15 protein-coding genes are annotated in these 16,275 nt (G+C 51.1%); 7 read left to right on the top strand and 8 right to left on the bottom strand.

Annotation, left to right across the window (positions count from 1 at the left end; translation table 11 throughout):
* Positions 1–15: 15 nt before the first annotated feature.
* On the bottom strand, positions 16–210 hold the full coding sequence (locus H1D31_RS09380) for a DUF3185 family protein (RefSeq protein ID WP_008951872.1): 195 nt from the start codon (positions 208–210) through the stop codon (positions 16–18).
* Between the two features lie 132 nt (positions 211–342).
* Between H1D31_RS09380 and H1D31_RS09375 the strand changes: the two genes are divergently transcribed.
* The 6 genes from H1D31_RS09375 (at position 343) to H1D31_RS09350 (ending at position 4,188) form a co-directional block, all read left to right on the top strand.
* On the top strand, positions 343–966 hold the full coding sequence (locus H1D31_RS09375; RefSeq protein ID WP_008608266.1) for a LysE family translocator: 624 nt from the start codon (positions 343–345) through the stop codon (positions 964–966).
* Between the two features lie 12 nt (positions 967–978).
* Positions 979–1,512 carry a hypothetical protein gene (locus H1D31_RS09370; protein ID WP_261258014.1) on the top strand — a complete coding sequence of 178 codons (534 nt, stop codon included), beginning with the start codon at positions 979–981 and terminating at the stop codon, positions 1,510–1,512.
* On the top strand, positions 1,506–1,853 hold the full coding sequence (locus H1D31_RS09365; RefSeq protein WP_261258013.1) for a hypothetical protein: 348 nt from the start codon (positions 1,506–1,508) through the stop codon (positions 1,851–1,853). The genes H1D31_RS09370 and H1D31_RS09365 overlap by 7 nt, the downstream gene beginning before the upstream one ends.
* A gap of 9 nt (positions 1,854–1,862) precedes the next feature.
* Positions 1,863–3,041: an elongation factor P maturation arginine rhamnosyltransferase EarP gene (gene earP / locus H1D31_RS09360; protein WP_261258010.1), complete on the top strand. Its 1,179-nt coding sequence runs from the start codon at positions 1,863–1,865 to the stop codon at positions 3,039–3,041.
* A gap of 21 nt (positions 3,042–3,062) precedes the next feature.
* Positions 3,063–3,620 (top strand): elongation factor P, encoded by a 558-nt coding sequence (efp, locus tag H1D31_RS09355; RefSeq protein WP_039925269.1) that lies wholly within the window; start codon positions 3,063–3,065, stop codon positions 3,618–3,620.
* 97 nt (positions 3,621–3,717) lie between these two features.
* Positions 3,718–4,188 (top strand): DUF1456 family protein, encoded by a 471-nt coding sequence (locus H1D31_RS09350; RefSeq protein ID WP_008951877.1) that lies wholly within the window; start codon positions 3,718–3,720, stop codon positions 4,186–4,188.
* A 9-nt stretch (positions 4,189–4,197) separates the two neighbouring features.
* On the opposite strand, the gene H1D31_RS09345 is transcribed toward H1D31_RS09350, so the two are convergent.
* The 5 genes from H1D31_RS09345 to H1D31_RS09325 all read right to left on the bottom strand — a co-directional run bounded on the left by H1D31_RS09345 (position 4,198) and on the right by H1D31_RS09325 (position 9,339).
* The gene (locus tag H1D31_RS09345; RefSeq protein ID WP_065956332.1) at positions 4,198–4,857 is read right to left on the bottom strand and encodes an exonuclease domain-containing protein; all 660 of its coding nucleotides are present in this window, start codon (positions 4,855–4,857) and stop codon (positions 4,198–4,200) included.
* A gap of 1 nt (position 4,858) precedes the next feature.
* On the bottom strand, positions 4,859–6,679 hold the full coding sequence (locus H1D31_RS09340; RefSeq protein ID WP_261258006.1) for a putative nucleotidyltransferase substrate binding domain-containing protein: 1,821 nt from the start codon (positions 6,677–6,679) through the stop codon (positions 4,859–4,861).
* Between the two features lie 22 nt (positions 6,680–6,701).
* Positions 6,702–7,220, bottom strand: a complete 519-nt coding sequence (locus H1D31_RS09335; RefSeq protein WP_261258005.1) for a hypothetical protein — start codon at positions 7,218–7,220, stop codon at positions 6,702–6,704.
* An 86-nt stretch (positions 7,221–7,306) separates the two neighbouring features.
* On the bottom strand, positions 7,307–9,073 hold the full coding sequence (locus H1D31_RS09330; protein WP_261258003.1) for a sodium:solute symporter family protein: 1,767 nt from the start codon (positions 9,071–9,073) through the stop codon (positions 7,307–7,309).
* A 5-nt stretch (positions 9,074–9,078) separates the two neighbouring features.
* On the bottom strand, positions 9,079–9,339 hold the full coding sequence (locus H1D31_RS09325; protein WP_008608280.1) for a DUF4212 domain-containing protein: 261 nt from the start codon (positions 9,337–9,339) through the stop codon (positions 9,079–9,081).
* Between the two features lie 425 nt (positions 9,340–9,764).
* Between H1D31_RS09325 and H1D31_RS09320 the strand changes: the two genes are divergently transcribed.
* Positions 9,765–13,322 carry a PAS domain-containing hybrid sensor histidine kinase/response regulator gene (locus H1D31_RS09320; RefSeq protein WP_261258000.1) on the top strand — a complete coding sequence of 1,186 codons (3,558 nt, stop codon included), beginning with the start codon at positions 9,765–9,767 and terminating at the stop codon, positions 13,320–13,322.
* 80 nt (positions 13,323–13,402) lie between these two features.
* Here H1D31_RS09320 and H1D31_RS09315 read toward each other — a convergent pair whose 3' ends face one another.
* Positions 13,403–14,077 (bottom strand): response regulator transcription factor, encoded by a 675-nt coding sequence (locus tag H1D31_RS09315; RefSeq protein ID WP_008608282.1) that lies wholly within the window; start codon positions 14,075–14,077, stop codon positions 13,403–13,405.
* 106 nt (positions 14,078–14,183) lie between these two features.
* Positions 14,184–16,139, bottom strand: a complete 1,956-nt coding sequence (gene acs, locus H1D31_RS09310) for an acetate--CoA ligase (protein ID WP_261257998.1) — start codon at positions 16,137–16,139, stop codon at positions 14,184–14,186.
* Between the last annotated feature and the right edge of the window lie 136 nt (positions 16,140–16,275).

Here is a 16,275-nt window from a genome sequence, read left to right as displayed (position 1 = left end):
CTATTTTGGTCACTGTTATTTCTTTAACAGCATGCCAACCCCAATAATGGCGGCAATAGCCCCGCCCACCAAAAACCAGATGGCATTATCAGTGGGATTCCCGGTCACCATCTCAGTTACTTTGGATGCCGTTGAATTGTACTCGGTATAACCGAAATACAGTAGGATGGCGCCTGCTACCAGTAAAGCTAGTCCAATTATCTTATTCATCACATTCTCCTGTTGTGTTACGGTGTTAAAAGCAGTTAACTTTAGGTTCTGAGGTGACCGCGATGGTCAACATACTGTTTTACTGTAGCTAAATTAACTTAACTTTGGGTGAATTCTTTAGCGGATGACGTGATGGAAATTTTTTTAGCCGTTTTATTCTTTGCTTTTTCGACAACGATTACGCCGGGACCGAATAACATTATGATTATGTCCTCCGGAGTAAACTACGGTGTTAAAGCCAGTTTGCCGCATTGGCTGGGGATCTGTCTCGGTTTTCCGCTGATGGTGTTATTGGTGGGGCTGGGCTTTGGTCTGGTATTTGACCGTTATCCGCATCTGCATCAGTTAATTAAAGTTTTAGGTACCGCCTATCTGTTGTATCTGGCATGGAAAATTGCCAGCGCACGGCCGGAAACTATTGCCACTGGCAAGAGTAAACCACTGAATTTCTGGCAAGCTGCCGCCTTCCAGTGGGTTAATGGTAAAGCCTGGGTGATGGCCTCAGGCGCTGTTGCGGCCTTTACCTCGGTAACCGGTGTCTACTGGTGGCAGGTATTGATGATTACGCTGGCCTTTTTACTGGTGGCCTTTCCCTGTGTTGGCGTCTGGATGCTGTTCGGAGCTGGGCTGCGTAAGCTGTTAAATAATGCTGTGGCGCAGCGGATCTTTAATCTGCTGATGGCTCTGATCCTTTTACTATCAGTGTTACCTGTTGTGATCGAAATCTGGCAGTATTACCTCAGTCCTGCCCAATAGCGGATAACAGTGATGAATGCAGCAACAGAGAAAGTGGCACTGGAGCATGAAGCCGCCCGGATCTTTATGCGGCACTATGAGCAGCGTTTTGGCATTAAGATGCGGCATATCTGGCACAATGAACCCAGACGGCCGGATGTGTCCTGCTATTACGATAGCCAACGCCTGGATTTGGAAATTGCGCATCTCTATGGCAGTGAAGCCGAAGCCATGCATATCCTGGGGCGGGAGCTTAGCCAGCAAACGCATCAGGAATTACTGGCTTTATTGCGCTTACCGGTCGAGCAGCGGATGTTGGAGGCGTTAAACCGTATTATCTGTAATAAAGCCCAAAAATACTATGACAGCCAGCGGGTCTGGCTGGTGATCCGCAATGCTAACCCATTGTGGCGGCGCGAAGATATGCTGGCACACTGTGACAAACTGCATTTACCCAAGCTGCATCCGTTTGAGCAGATCTGGGTGGTGGGCGATATGTTGGGCATCTCCGGCATTTTGCCGTTATTTCCACTGACCTTACTACACGCTGAGGCGACGCTGTGCTAAGGCATTACCGTGCGCTGGCACGTTGCTTAAAGCCCTGGCGACCGCTGCTGTTGCTGGCGGCCTTGCTAACGGCAGCCGGCTTTTTCTGGCAGTTATTACCGGGGAACGGGCAGGGGCCTTATTTGCTACCCACCCTGGTTAGCGCCATCCTGTTCCTGTGTTTACTGTTGTTAGTGCAGTTCTTTGGCACCGAGCGGCCAGCCCCCGCCAGTCGCTGGCGGCGTGCACTGGCGACGCTGTGGCAAGGGTTACTGGCGGTACTCCTGACGCTGATCTTGCTCAGCTGGTTTTTTCTGTTTTTAAAAGCCTTATCCGCTATAATCCGCCTGCATTTTTTTTAGGTCCAGGCTATGTCAAGCGATAATACCCATAAGCTGCGCTGGGAAATCTTCTGCAGCGTCGTAGATAACTTTGGCGATATTGGCATTTGCTGGCGCTTGTGTCGTCAGTTAGCTGCCGAATTCCAGGTACCGGTTCGGTTATGGGTTGATGATTTGCTGAGTTTTCAGCGGATCTGTCCTGACGTTAAACCTGCTTTGCCAGAACAACAATTGGCTGGGGTAGTGATTTGTCACTGGCAACCGGATCTCGACTGGCGCACTATCACGCCGGCACAGGTAGTGATTGAGGCGCTGGCCTGTACTATTCCTTTTGCCTATCAGCAGCAGATGGCCGCGCAAACTGTGCCACCGCTGTGGCTAAATCTGGAGTACCTGTCAGCTGAAGCCTGGGTGGAAGACTGTCATACGCTGGCCTCACCACAGCCGCAATTACCGCTGAATAAATACTTCTTTTTCCCCGGTTTTACCGCAAAAACCGGTGGTTTACTTTGCGAGCAGCAGCTAATCACACAACTGGACCAGTTTGCCAGCGACCGGGCCGCGCAGCGGCATTTCTGGCAGCAATTACAACTGGATGATGCTTTAGACTTCTCGCGCCGGATTTCGCTGTTTGCTTATTCGCAGCAGCAACTGGCCGGTTTATTGCAGCTTTGGCAACAGCAAACCGAGAGCACCCTATGCCTGATCCCGGAGGGGGCCCTGGCAGAGCAAGCGATGGCGCTGTGTCCTGGTCTGGCGCTGGGCAAACCCTGGCAACAGGGGCAGCTTAAGTTGTGTATTTTGCCGTTCTTACCACAACCCGATTATGATTTACTGCTGGCGGCCTGTGATATCAACTTTGTCCGTGGCGAAGACTCGATCATTCGTGCTCAGTGGGCGGCGAAACCCTTTATCTGGCAGATCTACCGCCAGGCGGAACAGGCACATCTGGATAAGCTGGCAGCATTTTATCAGCGTTATAGTCAGCATTGGCCGCCACAGCTGGCAACGGCAGTCTGGCAATTCTGGTTAGGCTGGAATACCGAGCAGGAGCTCAGTACCGCCTGGCTGGACTTTGTACAGCAACTTAATGAAATAGAACAAAAAAACCGGGAGTGGCGGGCGCAGCTTATCGCCAATGGCGATCTTGCGACTAACCTCGTGCGTTTTGTTGAAAAAAAAATTATAATGCCTCGCAATTTTTCCTAACCAGAAGATCTTTTTATTATGATGAAGACAGCTCAAGAAGTCCGCGCCGGCCAGGTAATCATGGTTGGTACCGAAGCGATGGTAGTGATCAAAGCCGAATTTAACAAATCAGGCCGTAACGCTGCTGTAGTTAAAATGAAATTAAAAAACCTGCTGAACGGTCAGGGCACAGAAACGGTTTACCGTGCTGATGACAAGTTCGAGCAAGTGATGCTGGAAACCAAAGAAGTTACCTATTCTTACTTCGCTGATCCGATGTACGTCTTTATGGACGCTGAGTACAACCAGTATGAAATCGAAGCCGAATATATGGGCGAAGCCCTGAAGTATCTGGTTGATGGCATGGAGTGTTCAGTGGTGTTCTATGGTGAGCGTCCAATTTCTGTTGACCTGCCAACTGTGGTCGTGCGCACTGTTACTTACACTGAACCAGCCGCCCGTGGCGATACCTCGGGTAAAGTGATGAAGCCAGCGAAAATCGAAACCGGTTTTGAACTGATGGTGCCTGCGTTCGTGGAAGAAGGTGACAAGATCGAAATCGATACCCGTACCGACGAGTACCGCAGCCGCGCCAAATAATGGCCGGTAACAAAAAAGGCGCGTCAGCGCCTTTTTTACTGTTGTTCTCTTTTTTTACTGCTCTCTCGTAATTGCTTAACACAGCCGGACCCCTGCCATGACTAACAACGATATCCTGCGTCGGTTACGCTATATTCTAAACATCAACAACAGCAATCTGGCGGCAACCTTTGCGCTGGGCGGCCTGGTCGCCACTAAGGAGCAAATTATCAGTTGGTTGGCCAAGGACGAAGATCCTGAATTTGTTGCCTTGCTGGATATTGAATTGGCGCAGTTTTTAAATGGTCTGATCACCAGCAAAAGAGGGATGCGCGAAGGCGAGCAGCCGGTTGCGGAGAGTCGGCTGAATAACAACCTGATCCTGCGTAAATTGAAGATTGCTTTCAATCTGCGCGATGACGACTTTTTGGAATTGCTGCAATTGGCCAATTTCCGGTTGGGTCGCTCAGAGCTGAGTGCCTTTTTCCGTAAACCCGATCACCCGCACTACCGGCAATGTCAGGCGCAGGTGTTGCGCAATGTATTAAAAGGCCTGCAGTTAAAACTGCGCCCGGGCACTAGCGAGTAAATTTCTGCGCTAACTGCTTTGTACTAACAAATCGCCCAGGGTGATGTGTGGGTGGCTTTTTTTCAGCTGGCTCAGAAACAACAGGGCGCAGCCGTAGGCATCTTCCAACGCATGATGCTGTGCACTGACCGGCAATTTATGCCGGGCCAGACACTGCGGCAAGCGCAGCGCATCCTTTTTCATCACGGTGCCTTGTTTTTGCATGCGGTGCCACTCGATATTCAGCGTATCCATAAACTGCATGGTCGGCGCCTTGCCAAACAAGCGTTGATACGCAATTTGTAAAAAGGCCCGGTCCAGTCGGCAGTGATGCGCGACAAACACATACCCGGCGTAGTCCTGTAATAGTTGCAGCAACACATCCGCCAGCTCGCTGGCGTTTTTCAGATCCTTGTCATGCACACCATGATAAATAGCGCTCTGGCCAACACTGGTTGGTGGCCGGAATAAATAGTGTTTGGCTTCGCTTAAACAAATTTGCTGGTTGCGAATAGGTACCCAGCCGATACTGACGATATGATCTTGTTTGGCATGCAGGCCGGTTAGCTCTAGATCCAGTGCCAGATAATGGCACTCCCTGGCCTGGGTGTTGGCCGCAGGGATCCCGACCTGATTAAAGGCTTGTACCGCGCTATAAAGCGGTGGTTTCTTTTTCAGCCAACCCAGCATGTTATACCTCCTTACAGAACCGGTGTTTAAGGGAGGATTGGGCGGCGTTGATCACCGCAAAGCTGTCCTTTAGCTGATGACGTTGCAGACCGGAGAGCACTGCCGGATCCAGCAAATTGCTGGCATCATGCCCCTGATCTAAATCATGCAAATGTTTATCCCAACGTAGCTGTGCCAGCACATCAAAGGCGTCGCATAAATTCTGGGTATCCTTACTGTCCAATACGCCGTCGGTGGCCAGTTGCTGCAAGCGGCTACGGGTATTCACTTCCAGCACGCCATTGGCCAGCGCATAGACCCGGACAATATCAGTGATTAGACTGATGCCACGCTTTTTCAGGTCCAGGCCTTTTTTCTGTTTGCCGTCGTGCTCCAGAATAAAATTCCGCAGGAAACTCAGCGGCGCGGTGCGTTGTAACGCGGTCTGTGCCATATGCATTAAAAACAGCGAGTTATTGGTGCGTGCCAGAATATCCTGTTGTAAGGCATTAAACAGACCTCTGGAGCCCTCGACAACCCGCATATCAAAGAAAATCGTCGATTTTAAGATGGCATCCGGAGTGGGGGCGGCGATCCATTTGCTAAATTTGCCGGACCAGCCTTTCAGGCTCATCCGTAGTTCCGGGTTAGACGCCATAATATTACCCGGACAGAGTTTAATGCCGCAGCGCGCCAGGCCCTGGCAGACGAAGTCAGCCAGTTGGCTGAAATAGTCGGCAACGTCGCCAACCGGCTCTTTTTCCAGCAATAGCGCATTATCCTGATCGGCATTGATACTTTGATCCATCCTGGCTTGCGAGCCAAAGCTAAGCCAGCTAAATACACAGGGGGCAGGGCCCAACTCCTGCTGGGCCAGCTTAATCAGGCGCTGGGTAAAAGCATCGGTAATGGTGGTGATAATATGGCCGGCCTCATAGGCTGGCACCTGCTGTTTACCGAGGATTTGCGCCAGATTACTGATTTGCAGACTGCAGTGTTCCAGGCCATCCAGGCTGGATTGACGATGGATCTCACCAATCAGATAGACCGGGTGATCTTGCTGCGAGCGGATAATGTCGGTGGCGGTAATCATACTGAAACTTAAACCCTGATCGACCACCGGTAAATGATGCACATTAAAGCGGCTCATTAGCTGAACGGCTTCAAACAAATAAGCGTGCTTTTCAATAGTATAGGGTTTGGGTGTCATCACCTCTTTAATAGCGGTAGTGGGGGGCAGGCCTGCTGCCAGCACCCGGCTACGTAAATCGCGATCGGTTAGAATACCAATCAAACGGTTCTCATCCTCCACCAGCAAGGACGAGACGCGCTTTTCCGACATCAACCGGGCCGCTTGTTGTACATCCTGATCGCCACTGATCGCGACTTTTCTGGCCTGCACGATATCAGCAACCTTTAGCGTAAAACGTGAGCTTTGCTGTTCTTTATATTGATGTAAACGGCGGCCAAACAGCCGCTGGAAGAAAATATCAATGTTCTTGTACTGATAACGCAGCTGATGAAACACCTCACTGGGTAACCAGTACACCAGGCCGTCTTCTTCACAGATCAGCCGGTCGTTGTCGGCCAGACCGGTAAGCAGCAGCTGGTAACCGTAAAAGTCGCCTTCTTCCAGCTTGGTCAGCAGTTGTTGCTGATCACTGAACAGCGCGAAGATGCCGGTGCGGATAATCAGCAGTCGTTCCTGACTGATATCCAGATGCTCACCGGCCTGGCAATAGTAGACATTAAAATGTGCGGCTAACCCGGCAAGTTGCGCCAAACCCAGTTGTTCAAAAGGAATGGTTTGTTTTAGAAAATTGGTAACTTCAGCAACTTCCATAGTTCAACCCCAGTGATAACACTTATTCCTGACACAGGTACTGATATAACAGATCGCTGGTGTCCAGCGGGAACCACTCAGCACCCAGCTCTGCTCCGGGCAGTGGGATTTCCAGACTATCGGTAAAGTCTGCCCGGGCTTGCTTGCCACAATGCACGACTTGCGGAATACGGCGCGCACTCATCCGGCGCTCAAAAATATAGAGGTCGACCAGATACACCTCCGGATTACGTTGATTGCGGGCTGCGTTTTCGATATCGGCAGCCAGAAAGCGCATCGTTTGCGGATATAAATAACTCCAGGGCCGCCAGGCAGCGGTTTCTTCCACGGTACGGACCACCTTTACCCCGGCGGGTAACCGGCTACTTTGATGGTCGAACCAGATATATTCATTAACAATCTGATAGCCGAGCATACCGGCACCGGCAGCAACCGGGATAATCCAGCTCGGTAACTTTTTAAGTGTTAGTAATCTAAGTACCAGCGCAATACCGGCAGCACCTAAACCAGCAGAAAAAGTTGCAATTAATTCCCACAACATAGTTATCTTCCTAAAAATTCGGGCTTTCTGTTGAAAGCCCGAGTGTACTGCAGAAGTCTCGTTTCTGCTATCTAAGCAGGTATTGCTTAGTGGTCAACAGCGGCACCGGCACCTTTCGGATAACGGACGCTTTCAACCAGATCCTGGATTTCTTTCGGTGGCGCTGCAGTGACAGATGACACAGCAAAAGCAACCACGAAGTTAATCATGGCACCCACAGCACCGAAAGACAGTGGAGAGATACCTAAGATCCAGTTATCCGCTGTATTTGGCAACATATTGGTACCAGGGATAAAGAACCAGCCCAGATAGGTAAAGATATACAGTAAGGTGACCAGCAGACCGGCTAACATACCGGCGATAGCGCCCTGACTGGATACGCGTTTTGAGAAAATACCCATCATCAGTGCCGGGAACAGGGTAGCTGCGGCAATACCAAATGCCAGCGCAACCACCTGTGCGGCGAACCCGGGCGGATTAAGCCCCAGATAAGTCGCCAGTAAAATGGCACCGGCCATGGAAATCCGGGCGGCTAACATTTCACCTTTTTCACTGATTTGCGGGTTAATGATATTTTTGATCAGGTCATGGCTGATAGCCGAGGAAATCGCCAGCAGCAGACCGGCGGCAGTAGACAGTGCCGCGGCAATACCACCGGCAGCAATTAAGCCCACGACCCAGCCTGGCAGATTAGCAATCTCAGGGTTTGCCAGTACCAGAATATCATTGTTTACTGTCAGCTCGTTACCAGCCCAGCCGCGCTCTTCTGCTTTGGCAGCGAAAGCCGGGGTATCGTTATACAGCTGAATACGGCCATCATTATTTTTATCTTCCCAACGGATCAAACCGGTTTGTTCCCAGTTTTTGATCCAGTCCGGACGCTCAGCATAATTAATCGCATCCGCGGTAGGACCAGCAGGGTAGATAGTGGTTAACAGGTTTAAACGTGCCATAGAGGCTACTGCTGGTGCAGTTAAATACAGCAGGGCAATAAACACTAGCGTCCAGCCGGCAGACCAGCGGGCATCGGCAACCTTAGGCACGGTGAAGAAACGAATGATAACGTGCGGTAAACCGGCAGTACCAATCATCAGTGACAGCGTAAATAACACCATATTCAGTTTGTTGCTGACGTCAGCGGTATAATCCTGGAAGCCCAGTTCACGCACAATTTCATCCAGCTTTACCAGCAACGGTTGACCGGATTCAACGTGGGTGCTGAACATACCAAACATTGGAATAGGGTTATTGGTCAGTTGCAGCGAAATAAATACCGCTGGAATGGTATAGGCGATAATCAGCACGACATACTGCGCAACCTGAGTGTAGGTGATACCTTTCATGCCGCCAAATACCGCGTATACGAACACCACTCCGGCCGCAATCCAGATCCCGGTTGAGGAACTCACTTCCAGGAAGCGGGAGAAGGCAACACCGGCGCCGGTCATCTGGCCGATTACATAGGTTACCGACATAATGATTAAGCACACCACCGCTGTTAAGCGCGCGCCCCTGCTGTAAAAGCGGTCTCCGATAAAGTCAGGTACAGTAAACTTACCGAATTTACGTAAGTAGGGTGCTAACAGCATCGCCAGCAGTACATAACCACCGGTCCAGCCCATTAGGAAGGTTGAGTTGGCATAACCGCCAGCGGCGATTAAGCCTGCCATTGAAATGAAAGACGCCGCTGACATCCAGTCGGCGGCGGTTGCCATACCGTTAGTGACAGGGTTAACGCCACCACCGGCAACATAGAATTCTTTGGTAGAGCCGGCACGCGCCCAAATGGCGATACCGATGTAGAGCGCAAAGGAGGCGCCTACAAAGATTAAGTTTATTGCAAATTGACTCATGCCAATCACTCCTCTACACCGAATTCTTTATCTAACTTATTCATTTTCCAGGCGTAAATGAAGATGATAGCGATAAAGGTTATGATAGAACCCTGCTGTGCGAACCAAAAGCCAAGATCAGTACCGCCAACACTGATGCCGGCCAGCATAGGTCTGAGCAAGATCGCAAAGCCATATGATACAAGTGCCCAGACAAACAGGCTTATCGATATGTAGCGCAGGTTAGCGCTCCAGTACGCGGCGGCATTCATGTTATGATCTGCCATAGTTGTGTCTCCTTTAGTTTATTTTTTATCGAGCAAGTTTAATCTAGCAGCAGTTAGCCAAGGCGCTAGCCCGACTTTAGTCGAAGGCAACAGCCACAGCATTGACATAACGACTGGCTGCCACCACAGTTAGGGCGTGTTAACCTTTGCTGCTTAGCTTTTGTTCGCACTGGCGGCGCTTTGATCGCGAAACGAGGAGCGCAGTTTAGTTATTCTAAATAAGTGACGAGTGACAAAGAGCAAAGTGCCGCCAGCGCGAACCCTTCGGGCAGCGTTTGGCTGGCGTTTCTACTGCGTTATCGCTTGTTCATGTAGAATAACTACACATCACAAGCTCTGCCTTGTATAAACACCAGCCAAACGGCTGCAAAAACAAGCAGCAAAGGTCAACACGCCCTAGTTAAAATAAGAAAAGGGAGAACCCCGTGACGGTATGGACTGTAGCCTTATTGGCCCTGTTATATGTGGGCGGATTGTTCTGGATTGCCAACTGGGGTGAACGGCATGCTGATGACCGCCTGATACGAAAGTATGGGGGCCTGATCTACAGTCTGGCGTTAGCTGTTTACTGTACGTCCTGGACCTACTACGGCGCTGTGGGAACGGCCGTGACCCGGGGCTGGGATTATATGGCCATCTATCTCGGGCCGATCCTGCTGTTTATCTTTGCCCAGCCGTTCTTATTTAAGCTGCTGTATGTTTCCAAAAAACAAAACGTAACTTCGATTGCTGACTTTATCTCCGCCCGTTACGGAAAAAGACGCAATATCGCGACCCTGGCTGCCATTATTTGTCTGATTGTCGTTATCCCTTATATTTCGCTGCAACTGAAAGCCGTGGCCGGCTCCTATCAGGTATTACTCGGTGGCGCCTTTGATGACGCACAGGTCGCCTGGTATCAGGACAGCGCCTTACTCAGCGCCATAGCGATGGCGTTTTTTGCTATTTTGTTTGGTACCCGCAAACTGCATCTGACCGAGCAAAACCGTGGTGTGATGGTGGCTATTGCCTTTGAGTCGGTGGTTAAGCTGTTTGCGCTACTGACGTTGGCCATCGCCGTCTATGTCTTTATTTTGGATACCGATCAATCCGCATTACGCGCCTTTACTGAGCATTCGATCCGTCAGCAAGAAAAGCTCGATACCCCCGGACTGGTCGAGTTTATTACCAAGACTATTTTGGCGATGGTGGCAGTATTTTTGTTACCGCGGCAGTTCCATGTCGCCTTTGTCGAGAACGTTTCGCACCATCATTTACGGCACGCCCGGCGCTGGTTTTCCGGTTACCTTTTAGCTGTTACCCTGGTGGTGATCCCGATTGCCGTTGCCGGGATGCAGCTGTTTCCCGGTATCCTGGCGCAGGCTGATAGCTTTGTGTTGCTGATCCCATCCAGTATGAACTGGAATGTGCTCAGTATTATTGTCTTTATCGGTGGTTTCTCGGCCGCAACTTCAATGATTATTATCGCGACGTTGGCACTGTCGACGATGATCAGTAACGACGTGGTAATGCCTGGCTTACTGAAATCTACCAAGCAAAAAGGCATGTCGCATGATTTTAGTCTGCTAATTCTGCTGGTGCGCCGTACCATGATTATTGTGGTGATGGCGCTGTCTTATCTTTACTACAGTATTTTTGCCCGTAACTATGAGCTGGCTGAAACCGGCTTGCTGGCCTTTGCGCTGACTATCCAGCTGGTACCGGCAGTGATAGGGGGGCTGTATTGGCGGCGTGGCAATGCCTATGGCGTCTATGCCGGCTTAAGCTTGGGACTGCTGCTGTGGTTCTACACCCTGATGCTACCGCAGTTGGTCAATGCCGGTGTGATCAACAGCGATATTATGCAGCAGGGTCTGTTTGGCCTCAGTTGGCTGCTACCCACTTCGATGTTTGGCATCCAGCTCGACTCGCTTAGTCATGGCGTGATTATTTCACTGGGCTTTAATCTGCTTGCTTACTTGCTGGTGTCCTTAACCACCACCGTCAATTTACAGGACCGCTTACAGGCTGTGGCCTTTGTTAAGCCAAATCTACCTATTAATCATCAGGATACACCAGCTCGTCGCATCCGGATCCGCAACAACGATTTGAAAACCCTGTTAGAGCGTTTTGTCGGACCGCAGCGTGCGGCAGAATGTCTGGCGGAGTTTGGCCGTAAACAGCAGCAAAGCGTGCAGTTGGATGATTTGCCCTCAGTCGGCCTGGTCGAACACGTCGAGCGTGAGCTGTCTGGCGTTATCGGCGCTTCTTCGGCATCCGCCATGGTTAATGCCGTATTGGAAGGTCGCCAGCTGGCCTTTGAAGATGTAGTGACCTTATTTGATGATACTACGCAGGCGATCCAATTTTCGCGCAAGATTTTGTTCTCCACGCTGGAGCATCTGAGTCAGGGCGTCAGTGTGGTCGACCGCGATCTGAATCTGGTGGCCTGGAATAAAGCTTATCTGGAAATGTTTAACTATCCGGAGGGGATGATTCGAGTAGGCCGGCCGGTAGCCGATATCGTGCGGCTGAATGCCGAGCGCGGTCTTTGCGGGCCCGGTGATCCGGACGAGCATGTTGAAAAGCGTACCCTGCATATGAAAAACGGCACCGCCCATGTGTTTCAGCGGGTAAGGCCGGATGGCCGGGTCATTGAAATGCGCGGCAATCCGATCCCGGGGGGCGGCTTTGTAACCAGCTTTACCGATATTTCTGAGCATGTAAAAGCCGTACAGGGCTTAGCTGAAGCCAAACAATATCTGGAAGATCGGGTTAATGAACGTACTCAGACGATTTCTGAGATGAACCAGGAGTTACTGGCCGAGGTATCCAGGCGGCGCGAAACCGAGCAGCAATTGCTGCAGGCTAAAGCCGAAGCGGAAGCGGCTAATGCCTCGAAAACCCGCTTTTTGGCGCTGGCCAGTCACGATATTTTGCAGCCGCTGAATGCTGCCCGCTTATTTACTGCCGCTTTAGCCGGGGTGAAGGAACCGCAGCAGCAGGCGGCGATCCTTAACCAGCTGGATAATTCGTTAAAGGCGTCAGAAGAGCTGATCTCTACCCTGTTGGAAATTGCCAAACTGGATGATGGCAAGCTACAGCCGAATGTACAGCCGGTAGCCTTAAAAGACTTACTGGCGCAACTGGCTGAGGAATACCGTCTGGTGGCGGATCAAAAAGGCTTGCAGCTAAGTGTGCGCACCAGTCGCTATCAGGTGATGACTGACGCCACCTATTTGCGCCGGATCCTGCAAAATATGTTATCCAACGCCATTAAGTACACTCTAAATGGCCAGATCTTGCTGGGTTGTCGCAAACGCGGCAGTCAGTTGTTACTGCAAGTCTGGGATACCGGCCCCGGCATTGCTGAGCCGGATTTGCAGCGTATTTTCGAAGACTTTTATCGGATTGATGCCACTGCCAAAGGGCAGCAAGGCGTTGGGCTCGGTCTTGGTGTGGTGCACCGGATGGCGAAACTGCTTGGCCATCCGCTTGAGGTGCGATCCTGGCCTGGCAAAGGCACGGTATTTAGTATTAGCTTGCCGTTAGCGGCTGTAAGAGCGCGGCAGGAGCTCACCGTCGAAACCACGCTACAGCAAAGGCCCTTACCCGGCTTGAGTGTCGTCTGTGTCGATGATGATGCCGCGAATTTATCCGCGCTTAAAGTCTTACTGGAGCAGTGGCAAATCAGTGAGGTACAGTGTTTTTATGATACCGATGCTTTAATGGCGTATGCGGCCACCGCCGCTGCGCCGGATGTGATCTTGCTTGATTACCAGCTGGGGCAACAGCTAAATGGTCTGCAGTTGTATCAGCAAATCCGGCAACATTGGGGCGCGGTGCATGGCGTACTGGTGTCAGCATCACCACAGGCTGATCTGGCGGCGCTGGCAAAAGCTCAGGGCTTGATGTTCCTGGCTAAACCCATTAAACCGGGCGCGCTCAGAGCCACCTTAAATCACTTTAAAATGTTAAAGCGGGCCGGCACAGTTGCAGACTAAGCCCGCGCTAAGCGGGCGGTCGGGAAATCCCTTACAGAGAGGGCGCGATATTAAAGCGGATTCGCTGCAAGCCTGGCAGGCTAATGCTGCTGCGCCATAGCGCGGTCGACGGGAGGTTCCAGCGTCAGGCGCTGTGCCTGGATCACCACCTGGGTGCGGTTAGTACAGCCTAATTTGCGGAAAATCGCGGTAATATGCGCTTTTACCGTCGCTTCTGAGATATGTAAATCATAGGCGATCTGTTTATTCAGCCAACCTTCGGTCAAATAGTACAACACCTTATATTGTTGTTGAGTCAGTTGTGCGACCTTGGCGGCTAAATCCAGATCCTGTTCGGTTTCCTGCTGATCCAGCACCTGCTTACGCAGCTCTGCCGGCACCCATAATTCACCTTCCAATACCGCGTTCAGGGCGCTGCTGATATCCTGCGGCCGTGCTGATTTTGGCACATAGGCCGAAGCACCAAATGCCATCACGCGGCGGATCACATCCAGGTCTTCACTGGCCGAAATCACCACTATCGGTAAGCTGGGGTAGTTTTTGCGCAGCTGGATCAAGCCAAGGAAGCCACAATTACCAGGCATATGTAAATCCAGCAGCAATAAGTCCGCATCAGGATGTTGTTCCAGTGCGGTGCAGGTGCTGTCAAAACTGTCAGTCTCAATTGTTGCTTTGGTAGCAAAGGTGCTGCTAATGGCGTTGATCAGCGCATTGCGAAATAACGGATGATCATCTGCGACGATAAGCTTCGCCATTGTTTCCTCCAGCATAGTTCTGGTTATAGTTATAAGAAAGGCCGCAATGTGGCGGCCTTTCTGCTGCAACTGGAGACACGCAAGCTCAGGGAGCGGTGTTGGTGTCCTACTTACGATTTAAGCGGTTATTCACCAGAATTTCAACTACTGACGGATCAGCCAGGGTGGAAATATCACCTAATTGGTCATGCTCGTTCGCAGCAATTTTCCGCAGAATACGACGCATGATCTTACCTGAGCGGGTCTTCGGTAGGCCTGCTGGAGCCCACTGTATCAGATCCGGACTGGCAATAGGTGAAATTTCTTCACGTACCCAGGCACGAATGGCTTTCGTCAGATCTTCACTGGGTTCAACACCAACCCGCGGCGTGACATAAACATAAATTCCCTGGCCCTTAATATCGTGCGGATAGCCAACCACAGCGGCTTCGGCGATAGCCTCATGCGCTACCAGGCAGCTTTCGATTTCCGCAGTGCCCAGACGGTGGCCTGAGACGTTTAACACATCGTCGACCCGGCCGGTTAACCAGTAATAGCCATCTTCATCCCGGCGTGAACCGTCACCGGTAAAGTAACTGCCCGGATAGGTGCTGAAATAGGTTTGTTCAAAGCGCTCGTGATCGCCATAAAGAGTACGCATTTGACCCGGCCAGCTGTCGGTAATCACCAGATTTCCTTCACCCGCGCCCGTAACCGTTTTACCCTCGTTATCGACGATGGCTGGTTTGACACCGAAGAATGGACGGGTCGCTGAGCCGGGCTTTAAAGCAGTGGCACCCGGTAACGGCGTAATCAAAATGCCACCGGTTTCAGTTTGCCACCAGGTATCAACGATAGGGCAGTTGCCCTTACCAAACTTATCGTGATACCAGTTCCAGGCTTCAGGGTTGATGGGTTCACCCACACTACCTAAAACCCGAAGTGAATTCAGCTTGGTGCCTTCAACCGGCGCCTCACCATGTGCCATCAGGGCACGAATGGCGGTAGGTGCGGTATACAGAATATTGACTTGATATTTATCGACAATCTGAGCGATACGCTTCACGCTGGGGTAGGTAGGTACCCCTTCAAACATCACGCTGCTGGCCCCGTTGGCCAACGGGCCATAGACAATATAGCTGTGACCGGTAACCCAGCCGACGTCGGCGGCGCACCAGTAGATATCACCATCGTGGTAATCAAACACATACTGATGGGTCATAGCGGCATACACCAGGTAGCCGCCGGTAGTGTGCAGTACCCCTTTTGGCTTACCTGTTGAGCCTGAGGTATAAAGAATAAACAGTGGATCTTCGGCGTTCATCGGCTCAGGCGCGCACTCTTTTGGCTGCGCAGCAATCAGCTCGTGGTACCACAGATCGCGGCCCTGATGAAAATCAATCGGCTTACCAACGTGTTTAATCACAATAACGTTTTGCACCGGATTGGCATCACCCAGATGTGTCAAAGCGATATCAGTATTATCTTTCAGGTTGGTGGCCCGGCTACCACGCAGGGCCTGATCGGTGGTGATCACCAGCTTAGAATCACAGTCAGTGATCCGGCTACCCAGCGCATCCGGTGAGAAACCGGCAAATACCACTGAGTGCACAGCGCCAATACGGGCGCAAGCCAGCAGCGCTACTGCTGCCTGGGGGATCATCGGCAGATAAATAGTAACTCTATCCCCTTTGCCAACACCTAAAGCCCGCATCGCATTTGCCAGCTGACAGGTCTCTTCGTACAGCTCGCGATACGTGACTTTTTTCTCAACGCCAGGCTCATCGCCTTCCCAATAAAAAGCAACCTGATCGCCACGCTTTGCCAGATGACGGTCCAGACAGTTAACGCTGGCATTCAGTACACCATCAGCAAACCATTTGATGCTGACGTTACCCAAAGCGAAACTGGTGTCTTTTACCTGGGTATAAGGCTTGATCCAGTCCAGTCTTTTACCGTGTTCGTTCCAGAAAGCTTCCGGCTGCTCTACCGATCCGCGATACATCTCAAGATATTGCTCATTGATGACATGAGCGCGTTGTTTGATGGTTTCCGGTACCGGATAAAGTGTTGCTTGTGTCATAACATCCCCTGCGGAGCTTATTAAAATAATGAGGTATTTCTAAAGGAGCATTCACATAAAAGGAATTAGACCATAGTCTAGACGAGCTGCTGCGGTTATGCGAACTGCGACTAAAGGCTAATTGCACATAACGATA

This window comes from Alishewanella sp. BS5-314 (assembly GCF_025377695.1).
Classification (GTDB): Bacteria; Pseudomonadota; Gammaproteobacteria; order Enterobacterales; family Alteromonadaceae; genus Alishewanella; species Alishewanella aestuarii.
This window is presented reverse-complemented; position numbering and strand designations above follow the sequence as displayed.